Below are 21097 nucleotides of genomic sequence, written 5' to 3'. Positions count from 1 at the left end.
AGCCAAGAATTAGATAGAGCCCTATCCCGTCCGGCCTGTTTCAACAGGCCGGGCGGGAAACGATTTCTTTATTCCCGGGGGAGCACCATGTCCGAATTTATAATTTTTTCACTCCTAAACACGCTCATATACGGCTTGTTGCTGTTTATGCTTTCCAGCGGCCTCACCCTCATTTTCGGTTTAATGAATGTTCTTAACTTTGCTCACGCCAGCTTTTACATGCTCGGGGCTTACTTCGCCTATCAGGTCAGCATACATGTTGGGTTCATTCCCGCCTTGTTCCTGGCTCCGTTGGGGGTGGGAATTCTAGGCATGATTGTGGAGCGTTACGGCTTGCGCAAAGTACACGCCCATGGCCACGTGGCGGAGCTTTTGTTTACGTTTGGTCTTTTCTTTTTGTTCAATGAACTGGTCATCCTCATCTGGGGCCGCAACCCAGTGGATTATCAGATTCCAGACTTTCTGGACTTTCCGTTATTCACCCTGTTCGGCGCGGACTTCTCGGCGTACAAAGGCTTTATGCTGCTGATTTCCATCGCCATGTTTATAGGCATGTATCTTGTTATAAATCGCACCAGAATAGGTCTTGTGATTCAAGCATCCCTGACGCATCCCGAAATGGTCAACGTATTGGGCCATAACGTTCCCGCCGTGTTCATGTACGTATTCGGCGCCGGCGCCGCTTTGGCCGGGCTTGCCGGCGTCATCGGCGGCAACTTCCTGGTCACCGAACCGGGCATGGCCATGGCGCTGGGCCCCATTGTCTTTGTGGTGATTGTGGTGGGCGGCATGGGCAGCCTGACGGGAGCTTTCATCTCGTCGCTGTTTTTGGCCGGACTTCAGACCTTTGCCGTAGGCATGGACTACTCGCTGGCCGACTTCCTGGGCCATTTTGGGATCCAGGCAAGCAGCGAAGGCTTCTGGGGGGACATTGTGCGCATTGAAATTGCGAACACCCGGGCCATGATCCCCTTCCTGTTCATGATTTTTATGCTGATATTCAGGCCCAAAGGTCTTATGGGGGTGCGTGAAGAATGATTGATAATACCACTATGGACAGCGCTGAAATTAAGGGCGGCCAGGCGGTTCAATCCGGTTTTTCCGGGGCTGCAATCGCCAAATGGGCCGGAATCTGGCTCGGCTTCATCCTGATCTCTTTGGCTCTTCCGAAAATTTTCGACTCACGGTTCGCCATGTCCATGTTCAACCAAATGGGCATAGCCATAGTTTTTGCATTATCCTTTAATATGCTGCTCGGACAAGGCGGCCTGCTGTCCTTCGGCCACGCCGTGTTTTACGGCATGGGAGGCTTTGGCGCCATCCACGTCCTGTGCATGGTCAATGACGGAGAGCTTAGAATATACACCGAACTGCTGCCCCTGGCGGGCGGAATATTCGCAGCGATTCTGGGCTTTATCCTGGGCTTTATCTCCACCCGCAGAGCGGCCATCCCCTTCGCCCTCATCACCATGGGCATCGGGGAACTGCTTTTGGCAAGCTCCCTGCTGCTGCCCAGTTTTTTCGGCGGCGAGGAAGGCATCGCCGGCGACCGGTGGACGGAAATCACGCTTCTGCCCTTTAAATACGGCAAATCCATTGAGGTTTACTACCTGATCCTGATTTGGATGTTTTTGAGCGTAGCGGCCATGTATCTGCTGACCAAAACCCCCCTGGGGCAAATGGCCAATGCAGTGCGCGACAATCACCAACGCGCCCAGTTCATCGGGTACGACCCTCATAAGGTCAGAACCTTTCAGTTCACGTTAGCCGCCTTTTTCGCAGGAATCGCCGGCGGCCTGTTCGCCATCAACTACGAAATGGTCACCGCGGAGAACCTGGGCATGCTGCCTTCCACCGACATCCTCATGATGACGGTCATTGGAGGCATCACCTACTTTTTCGGCCCCATTCTCGGCGCCATATTCATCACCTTCCTGCAACTGGTGGTGTCCAACGTCACCCACGCTTGGATGCTGTATTTTGGCATCATGTTCATTATTATGATCATGTGGGCGCCTGACGGACTGGCCGGCCTGATCATGAGGCATCAGCCCATCTGGCGGGCCAAACGCATGACGAAAATCCTTCCCTCCTATCTGGCGGCGCTGGTCCCCGGCCTGGTTATGTTCGCCGGAGTGATCGTCCTGGTGGAAATCATGTTCCACATATCCCTCAGCATTGATCCCGAGTCGCCGCTGAGCATTATGGGCGTCAGCTTCAGGGCCCAGGCCTTCATGCCCTGGGCGGTGGGAATTCTGCTCCTGGGCGTAGGAGGCTACCTCTTCAAACTGGCAGCCCGAAGAGTGAACCAGGCCTGGAAAACCGTCTTGGCAGAGATCAAACAGGAGGGAGTGTGATGGCTACAGCCGCCCTTAAACTGGATAACGTTAAGAAGAATTTTGGAGACTCGCAAATCATCACCGGGCTGGATCTGGAGGTTTTGCAGGGAGAACGTCACGCCATCATAGGCCCCAACGGCGCCGGCAAATCCACCATGTTCCATCTCATCAGCGGGCTTTACGAAGTCAGCTCCGGCAAGATTGCTTTGAACGGGCGCAACATAACCAACATGGCGCCCCACAAAATCAATCGCCTGGGTTTGGCCCGGAGTTTCCAGATCACCAATATTTTTCCCAACATGACCGTGTTCCAGAACGTCCGTTGCGCTTTGCTCTGGACCAAGGGATACAAATACTCCATCTGGCACCTGTGCGACCGGTTGAAAAAAGTCAATGCCCAGGCCCACGAAATTCTGGAGAGAATCAAACTGTCCTCCATGGCCAATGAAAAGGCTGCGGTGTTGTCCTACGCCGATCAACGGGCCTTGGAAATCGGAATCACCATTGCCTGCGGCGCGGACATCATCATGCTCGACGAGCCCACGGCCGGCATGAGCAATCAGGAAACCACCCAGGCTGTCGCTCTGATCAAATCCGTCACGGAAGGCAAGACCCTGTTGATCGTGGAGCACGACATGGGCGTGGTTTTCGACCTTGCAGACAGAATTTCCGTACTGGTTTACGGAAAAATTATCGCCACGGGAACTCCCGACGAAGTGCGGTGCGACCCCAAGGTGCAGGAAGCCTATTTGGGAAAGGAGGCCGTGGAATGTTCAGCGTAAGTGACCTTCATGCCTATTACGGGCAAAGCCATATTTTGCGCGGAGTGGAGTTTACCGTGGGCGAGGGCGAAATCGTCAGCCTTCTCGGCCGCAACGGGGTGGGCAGATCCACCACATGCAAGGCGATCATGGGTCTGGTCAAGCACAGGGGCTCCATCGTTTTCAAGGGAGAGGAAGTCGGCAGGGACAAACCCCACATTATCGCCAGAAAAGGCATTGGCTACGTTCCGGAAGACCGCTCCATCTTCCCCACCTTGACCGTGCAGCAAAACCTGGAACTGGGCCTTAAGAACATGAAGCAGTCGGGCCGCTGGTCTCTGGACGACGTGTACAAGAACTTTCCCAGGCTGCAGGAAAGATGCAACGTGCTAGGCGTGCACCTTTCAGGCGGCGAGCAGCAGATGCTCACCATTTGCCGGTCCCTCATGGGCGATCCCGACTTCATCATGATCGACGAGCCCACGGAAGGCCTGGCGCCTCAGATGGTGGCGCTCATGGGCGAACTCATCGCCAACATCGCCAAATCCGGCATCTCCGTGCTGCTGGTGGAGCAAAAGCTGACCATCGCCTTGGCCATCTCGCACAGAATGTACGTCATGGGCCACGGGAAGATCGTGTTTGAAGGAACCCCGGATAGTTTTGAAAAAGACGACTCCATCCGCAAAGAATGGCTGGAGGTCTGATTTTTTTAAGAAACCAACTTGCTGAATCGGCCAGTCAGTTTCTTGACGACGATGACGTCCATCCCCCCATGTGGCCGGTTGCATGCAAGATTTAACATAGGAGGCAGCAAGGATGGCAGCAAAATTCGCCAGCGAGAAAAACGTAAAGTTCATGCTGTATGAAGTGCATGATCTTATGTCCCTCACAAAACTGGAGTACTTCTCCATGCACAACAAAAAGGCCTTTGACATGATCCTGGATGCAGGCATGCAAATGGCCAAAGATATGTACTACCCCATTTTTAAGGAAATGGACGAAGTGCACCCGGAACTGGCCGACGGAACCGTCAAGGTGCACGCGGACGTAAAAAAAATCATGAAGGAAGCCGGCGAAGGCGGCTGGATTTCCGCTTGTTTTCCCCTGGAATTCGACGGCGGCCAGCTTCCCACCATGCTGAACTGCGCCACGCACCACATGTTCGGCGCGGCCAACTACTCCGGTTCGGTCTATCCCGGACTGACCTCCGGCGCGGCCAAGCTCATCACGTCCTTCGGCGACAAGGAGCTTATCGACACATACGTGCCCAACATGCTGGACGGCAAATGGCAAGGCACCATGGCCCTGACCGAACCCCAGGCCGGAAGCTCTCTGGCGGACATCACCACCACGGCCTACCCGCAAGAAGACGGATCATACAAAATCAAGGGCCAGAAAGTGTTTATCTCCGCGGGCGATCACGACGGCGTGGAGAACATCGTGCATCTCATGCTGGCCAAAATCGAAGGCGCCCCTCCAGGAGTAAAAGGCATCTCCCTGTTCGTGGCGCCCAAATACAGGCCCACGGCGGACGGCAAGCTGGAATACAACGACATCGCAGTCAGCCAGGTCTTCCATAAGATGGGCTACCGCGGCGCTCCCATCACCGAGCTGGCCATCGGCGACAAGGGCGAGTGCGTGGGTTGGCTGGTGGGCAAGCCCCATCACGGCCTCAAATACATGTTCCAGATGATGAACGGCGCCCGGCTGGACGTGGGCAACGCGGCCACCAGCATCGCCTGCGCCGCCTACTACGCCTCCCTGGACTACGCCAAGCAGCGCCCCCAGGGCCGCAGGCTGGGCCAGAAAGACCTGAGCAAGCCCCAGGTTTCCATCATCGAGCACGCAGACGTAAAGCGCATGCTGCTGCAGCAAAAAGCCATCGTGGAAGGCTCCCTCTCCCTGATCCTCCAATGCCACAAATACGAGGACCTGGAAACCGCCGCAACCGATCCCGAAGAAGCGGAAAAATACAACCTGCTTTGTGAAATCCTGACCCCCATCGCCAAGACCTACCCCTCTGAAATGGGCATCATATCCACCAGCAACGCCATCCAGTGCCTGGGCGGCTACGGATATTGCCAGGACTTCCCCGTGGAGCAGTACTACCGCGACATCCGCATCCATCCCATCCACGAAGGCACCACCGGCATCCAGGGCATGGACCTGTTGGGCCGCAAGGTGGTCATGCTGGAAGGCAAAGCCTTCAAGCTCTTCAAGGAAGAACTGGAAAAGACTTTGGTTCTGGCCGAAGAAAGCGACGAGTACAAGGAATACGCCGCTCTCTTGCGGGACGCCCTGGCGGACATCGAAGAAGTGACCGCCCACAAGATGAAGGTCGCCGCGACCAAGGGCGCCGAGGCCTTCCTGGCCGACGCCTGCCTGTACCTGGAAATGTTCGGCTACATGACCATCGGGTGGCAGTGGCTGCTGCAGGCCCTCATGGCCCAAAAGGGCCTGGACGGCGGCAAAGCCAAGAAAATGAAGGATCTCTACGAAGGCAAGATCATCACCTGCAAGTACTTCTTCAAGTACGAGCTGATCAAGGCCAAGGCCTTGAAAATCCGCCTCATGGAAGACGATTACCTGACGGCCGAAGCTCCGGCTTCCTGCTTTAACGACTAAAAATTATCATGGAAGGCGCCTTTGCCGCCAACCATAAACGCATGAAATAAATCGGGCGGCTCCCCCAAAGGAGCCGCCCGAGTTATTTGATGCAATGATATACTTTGTAGGCAACCGGGCTCCGACGATAAATGGTTAGGCAAAGACTAAGTTTGTTGGGTTCGAAGTCCAATAGTCCTGTCTCCGCTTGATTCGGAAACGCCGGACTTCTTAACCCAACCTACGGCTCGGTATGGGGCGACATAGGTTGGGTTGAGTTTGCGAACCACAACAATATGCTGGAAATAGAATGCGTTACGCCTCCGGAAAAAGCGCGGCGGCTTTTTCCACCAGCTTGTATTTCTGGATTTTGCCGCTGGCGGTCATGGGAAAGGAATCCGTAAAGACCACGTATTTGGGAATCTTGTACCGGCTGATCTGGCCCCGGCAAAAATCCGTAACATCGCTTTCCTCCAGCTTGGCGCCGTCCTTCAGGATGACGAAGGCGCCCACCTGCTCCCCGTACTTCTTGCTGGGAACGCCCACCACCTGCACGTCCATGACGCCTTCCAGCTTGAACAGGAACTCTTCGATCTCCCGGGGGTAGATGTTTTCTCCTCCGCGGATGATCATGTCCTTGTACCGGCCGGTGATGGACAAATAGCCGTCCTCGTCCATGACGCCCATGTCGCCGGAGTGCAGCCAGCCCTGGTCGTCGATGGCGCCGGCGGTCTGCTCAGGCATGTTGTAATAGCCCTTCATGACGTTGTAGCCGCGGCAGCACACTTCGCCGGGAACTCCGGGGGGCGTGTCCTCGCCGGTTTCCGGGTCCACCATCTTGAGTTCGATTTCAGGCATGACCCGTCCCACGGTTTCGGTTCTGCGCTGGATGTTGTCGCCGATCCGGGTTTGGGTGATGACCGGGGAGGCTTCGGTGAGTCCGTAGCAGATGGTGACCTCGGACATGTTCATGAGGTCGATGACCTGTTTCATGACGGAAACCGGGCAGGGAGATCCGGCCATGATGCCCGTGCGCAGGGAGGAATAGTCGAACTTGGAAAAGAGCTTGTGCTCCAAAACCGCGATGAACATGGTCGGCACGCCGTACAGGGCCGTGCATTTTTCCTCTTCCACCGAGGCCATGACCTGCACCGGGTCGAACTGCTCCAGGATGACCATGGCGCTGCCGTGGGTGACGGCGGCCAGCACGCCCAGCACGCAGCCGAAGCAATGGAACAAGGGCACGGGGATGCACACCCGGTCCTTTTCGGAGAAATTCTGGTTTTCGCCGATCCAGAATCCGTTGTTGCCGATGTTGAAATGGGTGAGCATAACCCCTTTGGGGAACCCGGTGGTGCCGGAGGTGTACTGCATGTTCACCACGTCGTGGGGGTCCAGGGCGTCCTGGCGCTCCTTGTATTGCTCATCGGTGGTCATGACGGCCAGGGACATAATCTCCGGAATGGAGTACATGCCCCGGTGCTTTTCCTGGCCCAGAAAGCCCACCCTTTTAAGATGGGGAAAGCGCGGAGCGTTCAGCCTGCCGCGCTCCTGGTTCTTCAACTCGGGAATCAGTTCGTAAACAGTCCCTATGTAGTCCGTGTCCTGGTATCCCTCGATGAGGAAAAGGTTTTCCGTCTCCGACTGCTCCAGAAGATAGGCCAGCTCGGCGGTTTTATAATTGGTGTTGACGGTCAGAAGGATTGCGCCGATTTTCGCCGTGGCGAACTGAAACGCAACCCAGTAGGGAATATTGGTGGCCCAGATGGCGACCTTTTCCCCCTTTTCCACGCCCAGGGCCATGAGGCCTTTGGCCAGCGCGTCCACGGTCTCGCCGAACTCTTTGTAGGTGAGGCGGTAATTCCGGTCCACGTAGATCACAGCGTCGTTATCGGGAAACCGGGAAATGGTCTGGTCCAGAATCCGGCCCAGGGTTTGATGCTTTAAATGGTCGTTGGTCATGACTTCTCCTGCGTATAAAAAGGCTCACAGGCCTTCATGGTTTATTTTAGGGAATGTACAGGACCGCATAAATGGAGGCAGCCTCTTCTCCCTCGCAGCTGACATAATGGGGAGTAATGGAGTTGTAATAGATGCTGTCGCCGGCGCCTAAAATATGGGTTTCCTGGCCGTAAACCACTTTAATCCGGCCGGAGTTGACCACGATAAACTCTTCGCCTTCATGGGAGGAGAGTTTGGCGTCCTTGGCGGACTCGGGAAGAATTTCCACATAAAAAGGCTCCATGTGGCGGTCGGTCTTACCCATGCCCAGGGAATAAAACTTCAATTCCTCCGGCTTGTCCGCGCCGCGGAGCATGCTGATGCTTTCCTGGGCCGCGTCTTTTCTCACAATCAAAGGGTCCTGGCTGACCTGATCGTCAATGAGGGTGCCCAGGCGGACGCCCAACGCGCGGGCGATTTTCAGGAGGGGCCCCAGGGAGGGGTACAGGTCCTCTTTGGTGATGGTTTCCAGGAAATCCCGGTCCAGGCCGGTGCGCTGACTCATGTCCTGGACGGTGATTTCACGGTCCGCCATAATTTTCGTAATGCGTTGACTGACTTTGGAAATTTTCATAAACATTCCCCTTTTTCTAATATTAAAAGCAAGTTGTATTGTGAGTTTTTAAACGTATACGGCCTGGGCGCTGCAGGGACAAAAAAAGGACCGGCGATTTACCGGCCCCCTCCGTGCACCGCAACGGCTTTCGTTGACCAAGCCTTGGAAACTGAGGTCTATACCCTTTTTTTTCTGAATTTGCAATCCTGAATTTTTGCGAAAAACCGAAGATAAACCCAATTATTTCGGATTTGTAAGTCTGTACGCAGTTAATGCCAGTTGACGAAGGTTCACCGGCTTGGACAGCATGGCGGATATACCCATTTTTGCAGCGTTTTCCCTGGAAACTTTGTCTGAGTACCCCGTGCAAAGAACCACGGGCAGCCCCGGAAATTTTTCCTGAACGTATAAGGCCAACTGGTCGCCTGTAAATCCGGGCATGGAATAATCCGTAATAAGCAAGTCAAAGCGCCTTTCCGCGGACTCCAAAGTCTTTATGGCTTCTTTTCCATCAGATGCGGTGACTGTTTCATAGCCTAGCCGGTTTAGCATTTGCTTAGTCATCTGCACAAGAGAGGGCTCGTCGTCCACAAGTAGAATGCGGCCGGAGCCATTGGGCAAAGGCGTCTGGGGCGGCTTTTTCTGCGCTTTGGGGGCGCCTTTGGCCAAGGGCAGAAGGATGCAGAAGCAGGTCCACTCGCCCAGTTTGCTGCTGACCTGGATGGCGCCGCCCAGTTTGGAGACAATGGAATGGGCCACGGCCAGGCCGATGCCGGCGCCTTCGCCCACGCCTTTGGTCGTAAAATAGGGCTCGAAAATCTTATCCAGGTTTTCCGGCGCGATGCCGTGGCCGTTATCCTTGATGGTCAACCGGGCGCAGGGGCCGGGTTTAGGATTTTTGCCGGGGGAATTCTTATCCGGAGAAACATGATCCTGCTCCAGCAAGACTTCCAGGAGCCCTTCCCGGCTTCCCATGGCGTGGGAGGCGTTGGCGCAAATGTTCATCAGCACCCTTTGAATTTGCGTGGGGTCGGCGTTGACCACAAAGTGCAAGGGTTCGATTTTGCTCACCAGGGTGATGTTGGGAGGCAGCGAGGCTTTGACCAGCCTTAATGCATCGCTGACCTGGACGCCCAGATCCAGGGGGCGCGGGTGATCTTCGGCCTTACTGCCGAAAATAAGGATCTGGCGCACCAGGTCTTTAGCCCGGTTCGCCGCGGCCACGATTTCAGAAAGATTTTCCCTGGCCTGCGGATCATGGGCGAAGTCCTCGGAGAGCATTTCGGCGTAGCCCAAAACCGGGGAAAGCATGTTGTTGAAGTCATGGGCTATGCCGCCCGCCAGGCGGCCGATGGCCTCCATTTTTTGCGCCTGGGCAAGCCTGCTTTCCAGCAGTTCCCTTTCCTCTCTGTCCTTTTTGTGCTGCGTGATGTCTCTTAGCAGGCCGAACATTTCCAAATAGTCCTGATCGCCCGCCGAGGGCGCCAGCGCAGCCGAGACCCAGCGTTCCTCCTGATCCTTTGTCCGTGTTTTAAAGGCCAAGGAGCTTTTCCGGCCGGACCGGGCCTTGCTAAGCCAGTCGGGAATGGATGTCCGCTGATCCTTATCCATCAGATCAAAGAAGGATTTTTCCAGCAAGTCTTCGGGCGCCCATCCCAGCATTTCACGAACCCTGGGGCTGATGTAAGTGAAGCGTCCCTCGGCGTTTACGGAAAAAACCACTTCGGTGATGTTTTCCACAAGCTGGCGATACTTGCTTTCGCTTTGCCTGAGAGCCTGCACCGCTGCTTCTTTTTCCCTGGTTTCCAGACGCAATTCGGCGGCGGCCGCCCTTTCGCCGTCCAGGGCTTCCTGGAATTCACGGTTTCGGCTGACGATGACTATGGAGGCGACAACGGTTAAAAACAGAAAATTCGTGCTGATGGAAATCCACAGGAACAGGCGTTTTTCCGGCGCAACGTCCCAGGTCAAATATCCCTGGCCGGCCGCTATACCCACGGCGGCCAATAGGATGAAGTTAAGGGCTACGGAGGCTTTCGCCGCCCGCGCTCCGAAAAAGCCCGCCGTCATAATCTGAAAGGTGAACAGATATAATATGCCCGCTCGCAAAGGCCCTGCAAAGAACAACACGGCGCCGCCCACAAGATAGGTAAGCACCATAAAGTGCAGGATGACCATCTCGCGGGAAACGCTCTTCCGCTGGAGGTACACAAGGGAGAGCCACAGGAAAAACAGGACGTCCATAAAGACCAGACCCCACTTGTTTTCCTGCATCATAAAAATGTTGCTGATAATAAGGGACACGCCGCCAAGTGCAATGACCCCGAAAAACAGCGCCTGAAGGACTCTGTCCTTCTCCATGGTCCATCCATCGGGGGCCTTTCTTAACCTGGCCAGAAAAGAGTCCATGGAGCTTTTAACGGGGGGGGGTGAGGATTTATCCTGGTCCGGCATAACGCCTCCTCCGGGGGGCTGCATTGGTTGGGCCTTTCGCATTGATTCAGGTGGAGTTGATGGTGGAGCGGCGTCTGCTTTTGGGCCAATGTCCGCCCGGCGCCGCAAAGGCAGCCGCCGGGCGGTTGTGCTTGCTTTTATTGGGAATTTGCGTTAGTGCTTGAAACTTCTCTGTCCCGTGAACACCATGGTCACGTCAGACTCGTTGCAGGCGCTGATGACTTCATGGTCGTTCATGGCGCCGCCGGGCTGAACCACGGAGGTCACGCCTTCCTGAATGCCCACATCCACGCCGTCGCGGAAGGGGAAGAAGGCGTCGGAAACCATGGCCGAGCCGATTAAACCGCCCTTTTCCAAGGCCACACGGGCGTCGATCTCGCCTTTTTTCTCAGCATCCTGCAATTCGTTATAGGGAATGCCGTGCATGTTGAAGCAATAGCGGTCCGCCAGTTTACGGTACGCTTTATCCCTGGCGATCTGGGCCACGCCCACTCTGTCCTGTTCTCCGGTTCCGATTCCCACGGTCACGCAGTCCTTGACGTAGATGACGGAGTTGGACGTAATGCCCGATTCCACCAGCCAGCCGAACAAAAGGTCTTCCAGTTCAGCCTCGGTGGGCTTGCGGTTGATGCTGTATTTTTGGCCCTTGTATTCGGTTTCGGCCAGTTTCAAGTCTTCCTTTTTCAGGGTTTCGGGCACGAAAGACCACTGGACGATCACGCCGCCGTCGATCAGGCTCTTGAAATCCACCACGCGCTGGCCGACAAAGGAGGAAAGGCGTTCGATGTTATTGATGGCGATGACCCGGAGGTTTTTCCGTTTAGCCAGGATATCCAGGGCGCCTTCTTCGTACCCGGGCGCCACCACCACTTCGGCGTACTGGGCCGCAATGGCTTCGGCCGTGGCCTTGTCCACGGGACGATTCAAAGCAATGCAGCCGCCGAAAGCAGCCACCCGGTCCGCCATGTAGGCGTTCAGGTAGGCGGTTTCCAGGCTGATGCCCAAAGCCACGCCGCAGGGGTTGTTGTGCTTGACGATGACCGCAGCGGGTCTGTCCGTAAAATAACGGAGGATGTTCAGGGAGTTGTCAGCGTCGGTCAGGTTGGTTTTTCCCGGGTGCTTTCCGGATTGCAGCAGTTCAATGTCCGAAGCCAGGTATTGGCCGGGGGCGATGGTCTTGGCGTCGCCCAAAGCCAGATTGCCGTTCGCCAATTTATATAGGGCCGCTTCCTGGCCGGGGTTTTCGCCGTAGCGAAGACCTTTGGCTTCCCCGGCGATTTCCCAGGAGACCTTTTCATAAAAAAGGGTCTGCCTTTGCTCTTCATCCACAAAGCTGATTTCCATCTGCGGAGGAAAGTGGTCGCCCACAACGGTTTTATACATTTTTTTCAGGTCTTTTGACATAGGGCCTCTCTTCACTCGAAATCAATATGTTTAAAGGATTCCTTAACTTCTTCCACAAGCTCCTGATTGTCCTTGGTTCCCAGCCCCAAGGCGCTGAGAATATCCACCATGCCCAGTGGGTTGAATTGCTTTACGTCGGCCAGGCCGCTCCCGAACATGTGGCTCAGGACATTGCCGTACGCGACGATGTGGACAAGCAGGCTGTCCTCTTCCGCCTGAAAAGGCTTGTGGTGATGCTTGGCGCACCGCACAAGGCTTTCCGGCAGGCCCCATTTTTTAAGCAGCATTTCGCCGATCATGGAGTGGTCGAAACCCAGGATCTGCTTTTCCGCTTCCGCGCTCACAATCTGAGCCATGGCCTGCCTTTTTCGAATGACCGGATATTGCTCCGGCAAACGCAGCAATATAGCTAATTTCCCTATATCATGCAAGACTCCAGCGGCCATTGCCGCTTCCGGATCCTGATAACCCACGGCCCTGGCCGCGCAACGGGCGGCCAGGCCGCATTCCATGGAATGAAGCCACAGGTTTTGGGCGAACATGGCCGAAGATTGTTTGACCGAGGAAAACACAAAATTGGCGGAGGTGATCAACACGACGCTGCGCACCGCCTTTTGCCCAAGGCGGGAAAGGGCCACATTCAGGTTGGTGATGCGCTCGCCCCGGCTGTACAGGGCGGAGTTGCTCACCCTGATGATTCTGGCCACCAGAGCGGGATCTTTGTTCAGGGCTTCCGCAAGGTTCTTTAAGGAGGAGTCCGGGTCCCCCAACAACTCAAGGGCCTTGGTCACCACCCGGGGCATGGGGGGAAGGTCCTCGATCGCCTCCACAATGACGCTGGCCTTGTCTCTGGCCAGGGAACGGGGAATGGCTTGGGAAGCGGTGTTGACAATTTCCGGAGGCAAAGGCTCGGGCTGTTTGCCGGTCAAGGTGTTTTCCGGCGTGGGGCTCACCAGCCAACCGATGAGCTCCAGGAAATGAAAAGGGCTCATGCCCATGGACTCTTCCTGAGAGGCGACAAAGGCCAGTATCTGGCTCCGCTCCGAGTTTTCCACGGGAATGATGCCGCACTGCCCGAAAACAGGCATTTCCGCGATGCCTTCAAAGAGGTCCGTAAAAAAAATTTCGCCCACAAAAGGGGCACCCGAGTCCAGGACCCACGAAAAAACCGGGTTGTTCCGTAAATCGCGGTCCGGCACGGGGATGTCCATTTTGCCTTCGTTAGGGTCTTCGTGGGAGAAAAACTGAGTGACCATGTTCATAACGCCGTGTTTCGCCCGAATGATAAGCGTCAGGTCAAAGTTTTCCTGGCAGAATGCGGCGACCGCCGCCACTTTGGGCTCCAATTCCATGGAAAGGACGATTTTTTCAAAGGACTGCCGGAACTTGTCGTACAAGGGGTCTGGCTGCGAGTGTTCCGGGGCCGGGGATTCCTCGTTGGATTTTCCAAAAGCCACCCATCCCGACTCATGGGCCTGAGTCATGGCCTGCAAGGCCGTGAAGCTGGGCATGGGCGCCAGCTTCAGGATCGTTTCCATGGACTTGGGCTCTTCGGCCAGTTCCATGACCGCTTGGACGTCCGGAGGCAGGTCCATGGCCATGCGGCCTTCGTCAGTCAGGCTGACCTGACGGGAGACGGGGCCGATGCGCTTGACGGTTTCGTTCCACTCGTCCACACGATGGAGCAGGTCCAGGATCACCCCCTGAATGGAAAGGCCTTCCTGGGAGGATTCGCCTGTCAAAACATCGGAAAAGTGAAAATGGCCATATTTCAGCAGCAAAAACTGGAACAGCACTTCGCGCACGCCCTGCTCGAGGACCTTGGAAACGGCTTTGTTGTTCGCAACCTGCATGGCCTCCAGAATATGGGTCAGGGGCAGGCCGGTTTCCTCCTTGATCCTGCTGACCATGGACAAACGCCCCTTATCCAGAAGCCTCCGCCATATCAGGGAGCGAAAGGACTTGGAATCCGCTTGCGCGCCGTAGGCCGTCAAAATTCTGCCGTCTCTGATTCCTATAAATAAGGAGTCGCCGCCAAGCGTCACCGTCAAATGGCCTTCCTTTTCCATTTGACCGAGAATCATAAGAAGATCTGCGCTATTGAACTTATCTAGTTCCCCTGAAAATATCATGTTGAGTTCCCCCACGGGGCGATTGTCCGCCCCCAATTACAGAAACTGCAGGCAGGGCCGCCTTCCTGGCTGTATATTTGATATGTTAATAGATTACCATGCCGTTATACGAGGTGGCAAGGTTGTCATAAACCGGTTCATCCTGGTTGAAGACCGTGCAAACAAGGCGCCAGAAACACGGCCTGAGTTAAAGGCTGCATAACCGGACGCAACGGACCCCGAATTGGTTAAATCGCGTTTAAACGCCTGGACGAGAACTCGTCAATTCAGTATCATAAGTACCACGTTGTAGTACAAAATTCATTGGCGGAACATGCACTTATGCTTTTTTTCAGGATAAAGGGACGCTTATAACGCTTCGACAAAATTTATTATTATTGCAGGAATTGCTTGCCTGTTCATAAAAGATGGTATATTCTTTTAATCAAGAAACGGACTTTGGACATAGTTATCCAAGGGGGTACGGGAAATCATCAAGCCTTACATGATCCATCCCATTCATTTCGGACTGCTTACCTCACTCTCTGTTTCAATACTGTTCAGTTAATTCCAACTTGTCCGAAAGCATTACTCCCCTGGTTTGCAGTCTAATCCATCAACTTGCTCTTCTTATAACTGAAACGATGACCTCTTTCCCTTTTGCAAGGTTTTGTTGCAGGCAGATTGTTTGATTTTCAACAATAGTAATGGGTTATACCTTTCACGGCCTTACGGAAATCGCGAAAAGCAAACAATTCCTCGTCAAACCATACAAAAGGAGGGATTCCCGAACAACGCGTTCACGGAATCCGGCCCAACGAAGACTGACAATTAAAATTCCTAAACGGACGGATTTTAAGCGCCAGGGAAGCCGGGACCAAGGCTTCTTTTTCGAACTCGGTTATACCCCGTTAAGTTAATATGTAGAAAAAATAGCAGGTGCGGCGTGAACGTGAAGCCGCCGGCCCGGTTAGTCGCCTTGGCGCTGTAGGCGTGTCTAATTCATCTTCCGGAGGATTATGTATGCAGCTTAGAGACAAGTCTGAGGCCGGACAATTCATTGTCCTGGCGGAAATGGAGCCCCCCAAAGGGGTGGATGTCACTGATTTTACTGCAAACGCAATCAGGGTAAAAGACCAGGTGGACGCTTTTGTGGTGCCGGAAATGAACAGCGCAGTCATGCGCATGAGTTCCCTGGGCGCCTCCCTGATCCTGCAGTCCAAGGGGCTGCCCACGGTCATGCAGGTCAATTGCCGGGATAGAAACCGGCTGGGCCTGCAGGCGGATTTGCTGGCGGCGGGCGCCATCGGGGTGCAGAACGTCATGGCGGTGACTGGAGAGGACCCCAGCTTTGGGGACCACCATCAGGCCTCGGCTGTATACGACATAGACCTGATCGAGCTGCTTAAAGCCGTCCGGGGCATGACCCAGGGCAAGGACATGGCCGGAGTGGACCTGGCCGGCGCCCCGTCCTTTTATTGCGGCTCCACGGTCAACGCAGGGGTGAAGGGCAAGGCCCTGCAACTGGAAATTGATGAAATGAAGCGCAAAATAGATGCGGGCGCCAAGTTCTTCATCACTCCGCCCGTATTTAATATGAGCGACCTGAGCGACTTCATGGAAAAGGCGCCCCGGGCCGAAGTCAAGGTCCTGCCCACCGTTCTGCTGCTGAAATCCGTGGGCATGGCCCGGTACATAGACCGGCATTCCGACCACGTTTCCGTGGGAGACGCCCTGATCAAGCGCATCATGAGCGCGTCCGACAAGGGAAGGGAATGCGCCCAGATCGCCGCGGACACCATCCAGGCGGCCAAAAACGCCGGATTGGACGGGGTAATGATAGCGACATTGGGCTGGGAGCACATGCTGCCCCAGGTCCTCAACCTCAAACCCACCGAAGCGCAGGACGTGGAACAAGACGACCCCAATACAAGCTGGGGCAAACACGCTGGGGGGAAATAGAATGACCGGTAGCAGACCTGACAAAAAGGAAGCAACGGGTTCCGTAATGGTCGTGGGGGCCGGGATTGCAGGCATGCAGTCCGCCCTGGATCTGGCCAATTCGGGATACTACGTTTACCTGGTGGAAAAGTCATCGGCCATTGGAGGGCTCATGGCCCGGCTGGACAAGACTTTCCCCACCAACGACTGCACCATGTGAGTCATCTCACCCAAACTGGTCGAGGTCGGCCGGCATTTGAACATCGAGTTGATCACAGGTGCGGAACTGCAGGAGCTTGAAGGGGAAAGCGGAAACTTTACCGCCAAGGTCCACCAGCAGGCGCGTTTTATCGACCTGGATAAATGCACCAGCTGCGGCGAATGCGCCAAGGCCTGTCCCATCAGCCTGCCTGACGAATTCAACGAGTCGCTCATGGACAGGAAGGCCGCGTTTAAAAGATACGCCCAGGCCATTCCGGGCGCCTACGCCATCACCAAAATGGGGACGGCCCCCTGCAAGGCCACCTGTCCGGCCCATGTGAGCATCCAGGGCTACATTGCGCTCATCAATGCAGGCAAGTACGAGGAAGCGCTCAAGCTCTTCAAGCAGGAGCACCCCTTTCCCGGCGTTTGCGGCCGCGTCTGCCACCATCCCTGCGAAGGGGAATGCACGCGCGGCGGGGCGGACCAGGCGCTTGCCATCCAATACCTGCACCGCTTTTTGGCGGATCACGACTTTGAACTTCAAGACCGCTTCGTCCCTCAGGTGGAGGAAGCCAGGGACGAAAAAGTCGCCATTGTGGGCGCGGGCCCGGCCGGGCTGACCACCGCCTATTTCCTGGCCCAGCGGGGATACAAGGTCACGATTTTTGAAAAACTGCCCGTGGTCGGCGGCATGATGGCCGTGGGCATCCCCGAATACCGCCTGCCCCGCGAGGTCATTGCCGCGGAAGTCAAGACCGTCACGGACATGGGCGTGGAAATCAAAACCGGCGTGTCTTTTGGAACGGACGTCACCCTGGACAGCCTGAAAGCCGATGGGTATCAGGCCGTGTTCCTGGCCACGGGCCTCCATGGAGGCCGGGCGCTGAATGTTCCGGGCGAAGATGCGGACGGCATCATCCAGGGCGTGGACTTTTTGCGGGATACGGCCCTGGGCAAGGACGTGGAGCTTGGCAAGCGGGTGGTCGTCATCGGCGGCGGCAACGTGGCCATTGACGTGGCCCTGGTGGCCAAACGCCTGGGCGCGGAAAGCGTCCGCCAGGTCTGCCTGGAATCCCGGGAGGAAATGCCGGCCTGGGATTATGAAGTCCAGGAAGCCCTGGAAAGCGAAATCGACATTGTAAACTGCTTCGGCCCCAAGGAATTCAAGGTGCAAAACGGCAGAGTCACAGGCCTGGAGTTCATGGCCTGCACCTGCGTGTTCGACGAACAGGGCCGGTTTAATCCCCAATACGATTCGGAAGACTGCACGGCCATGGGCGCGGATACCATTATCGTGGCCATCGGCCAGTCCGCGGATCTTTCGTACACCGACGGCCAGGGCATTTCGGTCACTCCGCGCGGCGGCCTGGAGGCTGATCCCGCCACCCTGCAGACGCCTCTTGATTGGGTGTTTTCAGGCGGGGACGCATTCTATGGCCCCAAAAGCGTGGTGGACGCCGTGGCCAGCGGCAAAAAGGCTGCGGAAAGCATTCACCGCTTCATCAACGGCCTGGACATGCTGGAAGGCCGGGAGGAGGACTGGGATTTCTACAAGCCGGAAGTCATTGACGAGCCTGTAAAGGAACGGGTGGAAATGACCTGTCTGCTGCCTGAAGCGCGGTCCGGCAACTTTGACGAAGTTCACTGCGGCTACAACGAGCAGGAAGCCCTGGAGGAAGCCCAGCGCTGCCTCAAATGCGGCGTGTGCTCCGAATGCTACCAGTGCGTGGAGGCCTGTCTCGCCGGAGCGGTTCAGCATGACGAAAAAGACAAGGACCTGGAAATCCAGGTGGGATCCGTCATCCTGGCCCCGGGCAGCGAACCTTTCGACCCGGCGCCGTTCCGGGAATTCTACCAATACGGGATCAACCCCAACGTCATGACCAGCCTGGAGTTTGAGCGCATTCTCTCGGCCTCCGGCCCCACCATGGGGCATCTGGCCAGGCCGTCGGACCATAAGGAGCCGAAAAAAATCGCCTGGCTCCAGTGCGTGGGCTCCCGCGACAACAACCGGTGCGGAAACACCTACTGCAGTTCGGTGTGCTGCATGTACGCCTGCAAGGACGCCATGATCGCCAAGGAGCATTCCGAGGAGGATCTGGACTGCGCCATCTTCTACATGGACATGCGCACATTCGGCAAGGACTACGAACAATACCTGAACCGGGCCAGGGACAAGGAAGGAGTCCGGTTCATCAAGGCCAGGGTCCACACCATCGAGGACTTGAAGGACACCAGGGACCTGGAAATCCGGTACGCGGACGAAAACGGAGACGTGCAGCAGGAAGTCTTTGACATGGTCGTCCTGTCCGTGGGCCTTCAGGTTCAAAAGGACGTGGGCGAGTTGGCCGAGCGCCTGGGCGTGGAAGTGGATAAGCATAATTTCGCCGTCACCACGCCGTTCGCCCCTGTGGCCACCACCAGGGAGGGCGTTTTCGCGTGCGGCGTGTTCCAAGGTCCCAAGGACATCCCCACCAGCGTGACCGAAGCCAGCGCAGCGGCATGCGCCGCCGGGACCGCCCTGGCCGAAAGCCGCGACACCCTGACCAAATCCGTGGAGATGCCCGCGGAAAAGGACGTCTCCCAGGAGGAGCCGCGCATCGGCGTGTTTGTCTGCAAATGCGGCATCAACATCGCCGGCATTGTGGACGTCCCGGCCGTGCAGGAGTACGCCGCCTCCCTGCCTCACGTGGTGTACTCGGGCGACAACCTGTTCACCTGCAGCCAGGACGCCCAGGACTCCATGAAGGAGCTCATCGAAGAACACGACATCAACCGGGTGGTTGTGGCCTCATGCACGCCCAAGACCCACGAGCCCATCTTCATGGACACGCTCCAAAAGGCCGGGCTCAACAAATACCTGTTCGAAATGGCCAACATCCGCAACCAGAACTCCTGGTGCCATTCCAGCACGCCTGAACAGGCGACGGCAAAGGCCAAGGATCTGGTGCGCATGTCCGTGGCTAGGGCCGCCACTTTGGACCCCCTGGAGGAGAAAAAGCTCTCGGTCAACCGCAGATGCCTGGTTGTAGGAGGGGGCGTCGCCGGCATGACCGCCGCCCTGGCCCTGGGAGACCAGGGTTTTGAGGTGGTGCTTTTGGAAAAGGAAACCCGGCTTGGCGGCATGGCCCTGAAGCTGACCAAGACCATCGAAGGCGTGACTATCGCCGACAGCCTGGAGCCTTTGGTTGAAAAGGTCTTGGACCATGAAAAGATCCAGGTGCTGACCGATTCCCTGGTTGTGGGATTTTCCGGATTCAAGGGCAATTTCACCACGGAGGTTCTGGTGGGCCCGGGCATGTATGAACGGAAGATCGACCACGGCGCGGTGATTCTGGCCACCGGCGCCAAGGAGTACCAGCCCAAGGAATTCCTTTACGGCGAGGACGACCGGGTTCTGACCCAGGTGGAGCTCTCCCGCCTGCTGGCGGACAGCCCGGACGCAGCCATGGATATGGGCGTAGTCGCCATGATCCAGTGCGTGGGATCCCGAAACGAGGAGAACCCCAACTGCAGCCGCATCTGCTGCCAGGCGGCCGTCAAAAACGCGCTTCACATCAAAAAATCCAATCCCGACGCCGAGGTCTACGTGTTTTACCGGGACATCCGCACCTACGGGACCATGGAGGACTATTTCCAGGAGGCCCGCAAGCTGGGCGTCATGTTCTTCCGGTTCCACCAGGACGAACCTCCTGTTGTGGAAGCCTCGGAAGAAGGCGTGTTGATAACCTTCAGGGATCTTGTACTTGGCAAACGCCTGCAATTGGCGGCGGACAACCTGATCCTGTCCGCTGGCATGGTTCCCGAGGAGACCGAGGAGCTTTCCACCATCATGAAAGCGCCCCGGAACGCGGACGGATATTTTATGGAGGCCCACGTCAAGCTGCGCCCCGTGGACATGACCACGGAAGGCATTTTCGTGTGCGGCACGGCCCACAGCCCCAAGCTCTTGTCCGAAAGCGTGGCTCAGGCTTTGGCTGCGGCCTCCCGGGCGACCACCTTCTTGTCCCAGGACAGCCTGACCCTGTCGGCGGTCAAGGCGGTGGTGGAGCAGGAAAAATGCGCCTCCTGCCTGATTTGCGTGCGTTCCTGCCCCTTTAGCGTGCCCAGAATCGATGAAACGGGAAAAAGCATCATAGACCCGGCCCTGTGCCAGGGGTGCGGAGTATGCGCCTCCGAATGCCCGGCCAAGGCCATCCGGCTTAACTGGTATGAGGACGAACAAATATTAAGCAAGGTGGAAGCCTTATTGGAGGGAGTTTTATGACCCAGGATTTCGAACCGATCATTGTGGCTTTTTGCTGCAACCAATGAGGATATTCGGCTGCGGACCTGGCTGGGTCCATGCGACTTGAGTATCCGGCGAACATCAAAGTCATCCGGGCGCCCTGCACCGGGAAAATTGATGTCATCCATTTGTTAAGGGCCATCGAAAAAGGCGCTGACGGAGCCTACGTTGTGGGGTGCATGGAAGGGGAATGCCTTTATAACAACGGCAACTTCCGCGCAAAAAAACGGGTTCTCCAGGCCCAGAAGGTCCTGGACTCCGTGGGCATGGGCGGGCAAAGGGTGCAGATGTACAATCTGTCGTCCGCGGAAGGCCCTAAATTCGCCGCCTTCGCCAGGGAGATGACGGAAAAAATCCGCGAACTGGGTCCCAATCCCATGAAGCTGGCTAAAAAGGGCGAAGCGGCATAGCGCCTGGAAAGGAGGGGCTTTTAC

General features: G+C 56.3%; 13 protein-coding genes. 8 read left to right on the top strand and 5 right to left on the bottom strand.

Translation table 11 applies throughout. The annotated features are described in order from the left end of the window. Positions 1-87: 87 nt before the first annotated feature. From BUE18_RS02275 to BUE18_RS02255, 5 genes are all read left to right on the top strand, one after another. The gene (locus tag BUE18_RS02275; RefSeq protein ID WP_073472455.1) at positions 88-1038 is read left to right on the top strand and encodes a branched-chain amino acid ABC transporter permease; all 951 of its coding nucleotides are present in this window, start codon (positions 88-90) and stop codon (positions 1036-1038) included. Then, a complete protein-coding gene (locus BUE18_RS02270) occupies positions 1035-2357 on the top strand; it encodes a branched-chain amino acid ABC transporter permease (RefSeq protein WP_073472453.1) in 1323 nt (440 codons plus the stop codon). Before BUE18_RS02275 ends, BUE18_RS02270 begins: the two co-directional genes overlap by 4 nt. Then, positions 2357-3121 carry an ABC transporter ATP-binding protein gene (locus BUE18_RS02265; RefSeq protein WP_073472451.1) on the top strand — a complete coding sequence of 255 codons (765 nt, stop codon included), beginning with the start codon at positions 2357-2359 and terminating at the stop codon, positions 3119-3121. The genes BUE18_RS02270 and BUE18_RS02265 overlap by 1 nt, the downstream gene beginning before the upstream one ends. After that, positions 3109-3804, top strand: a complete 696-nt coding sequence (locus BUE18_RS02260) for an ABC transporter ATP-binding protein (protein WP_073472449.1) — start codon at positions 3109-3111, stop codon at positions 3802-3804. Before BUE18_RS02265 ends, BUE18_RS02260 begins: the two co-directional genes overlap by 13 nt. A 112-nt stretch (positions 3805-3916) precedes the next feature. Next, entirely contained in the window at positions 3917-5725 is a 1809-nt protein-coding gene (locus BUE18_RS02255) for an acyl-CoA dehydrogenase family protein (protein WP_073472448.1), read from the top strand. A 294-nt stretch (positions 5726-6019) separates the two neighbouring features. Here the strand turns inward: BUE18_RS02255 and BUE18_RS02250 are convergent, their stop codons facing one another. The 5 genes from BUE18_RS02250 to BUE18_RS02230 form a co-directional block, all read right to left on the bottom strand. Beyond that, on the bottom strand, positions 6020-7666 hold the full coding sequence (locus tag BUE18_RS02250) for an AMP-binding protein (protein ID WP_073472446.1): 1647 nt from the start codon (positions 7664-7666) through the stop codon (positions 6020-6022). 46 nt (positions 7667-7712) lie between these two features. Then, positions 7713-8279, bottom strand: a complete 567-nt coding sequence (locus BUE18_RS02245) for a cupin domain-containing protein (protein ID WP_073472443.1) — start codon at positions 8277-8279, stop codon at positions 7713-7715. Between the two features lie 222 nt (positions 8280-8501). Then, positions 8502-10715, bottom strand: coding sequence for a hybrid sensor histidine kinase/response regulator (locus BUE18_RS02240; RefSeq protein WP_073472442.1), 2214 nt, complete (start codon positions 10713-10715; stop codon positions 8502-8504). Positions 10716-10868: 153 nt separating this feature from the next. Beyond that, positions 10869-12119, bottom strand: a complete 1251-nt coding sequence (locus BUE18_RS02235) for an IMP cyclohydrolase (protein ID WP_073472441.1) — start codon at positions 12117-12119, stop codon at positions 10869-10871. 11 nt (positions 12120-12130) lie between these two features. After that, complete coding sequence (locus BUE18_RS02230) at positions 12131-14251, bottom strand: HDOD domain-containing protein (RefSeq protein WP_139264587.1); 2121 nt, start codon at positions 14249-14251, stop codon at positions 12131-12133. Positions 14252-15253: 1002 nt separating this feature from the next. Between BUE18_RS02230 and BUE18_RS02225 the strand changes: the two genes are divergently transcribed. From BUE18_RS02225 to BUE18_RS02215, 3 genes are read left to right on the top strand one after another with little or no spacing between them, the layout of a single operon-like run. Continuing rightward, positions 15254-16192, top strand: coding sequence for a methylenetetrahydrofolate reductase (locus BUE18_RS02225; protein ID WP_073472426.1), 939 nt, complete (start codon positions 15254-15256; stop codon positions 16190-16192). A 1-nt stretch (position 16193) separates the two neighbouring features. Then, positions 16194-20642 carry an FAD-dependent oxidoreductase gene (locus tag BUE18_RS02220; RefSeq protein WP_170868235.1) on the top strand — a complete coding sequence of 1483 codons (4449 nt, stop codon included), beginning with the start codon at positions 16194-16196 and terminating at the stop codon, positions 20640-20642. Continuing rightward, positions 20639-21073 (top strand): hydrogenase iron-sulfur subunit, encoded by a 435-nt coding sequence (locus tag BUE18_RS02215; RefSeq protein ID WP_083610710.1) that lies wholly within the window; start codon positions 20639-20641, stop codon positions 21071-21073. Before BUE18_RS02220 ends, BUE18_RS02215 begins: the two co-directional genes overlap by 4 nt. Positions 21074-21097: the final 24 nt, after the last annotated feature.

It is taken from the genome of Desulfatibacillum alkenivorans DSM 16219 (genome assembly GCF_900142135.1).
Classification (GTDB): domain Bacteria; phylum Desulfobacterota; class Desulfobacteria; order Desulfobacterales; family Desulfatibacillaceae; genus Desulfatibacillum; species Desulfatibacillum alkenivorans.
Note: the sequence above shows the minus strand (reverse complement) of the source record. Positions and strands in the feature narration are given on the sequence as shown.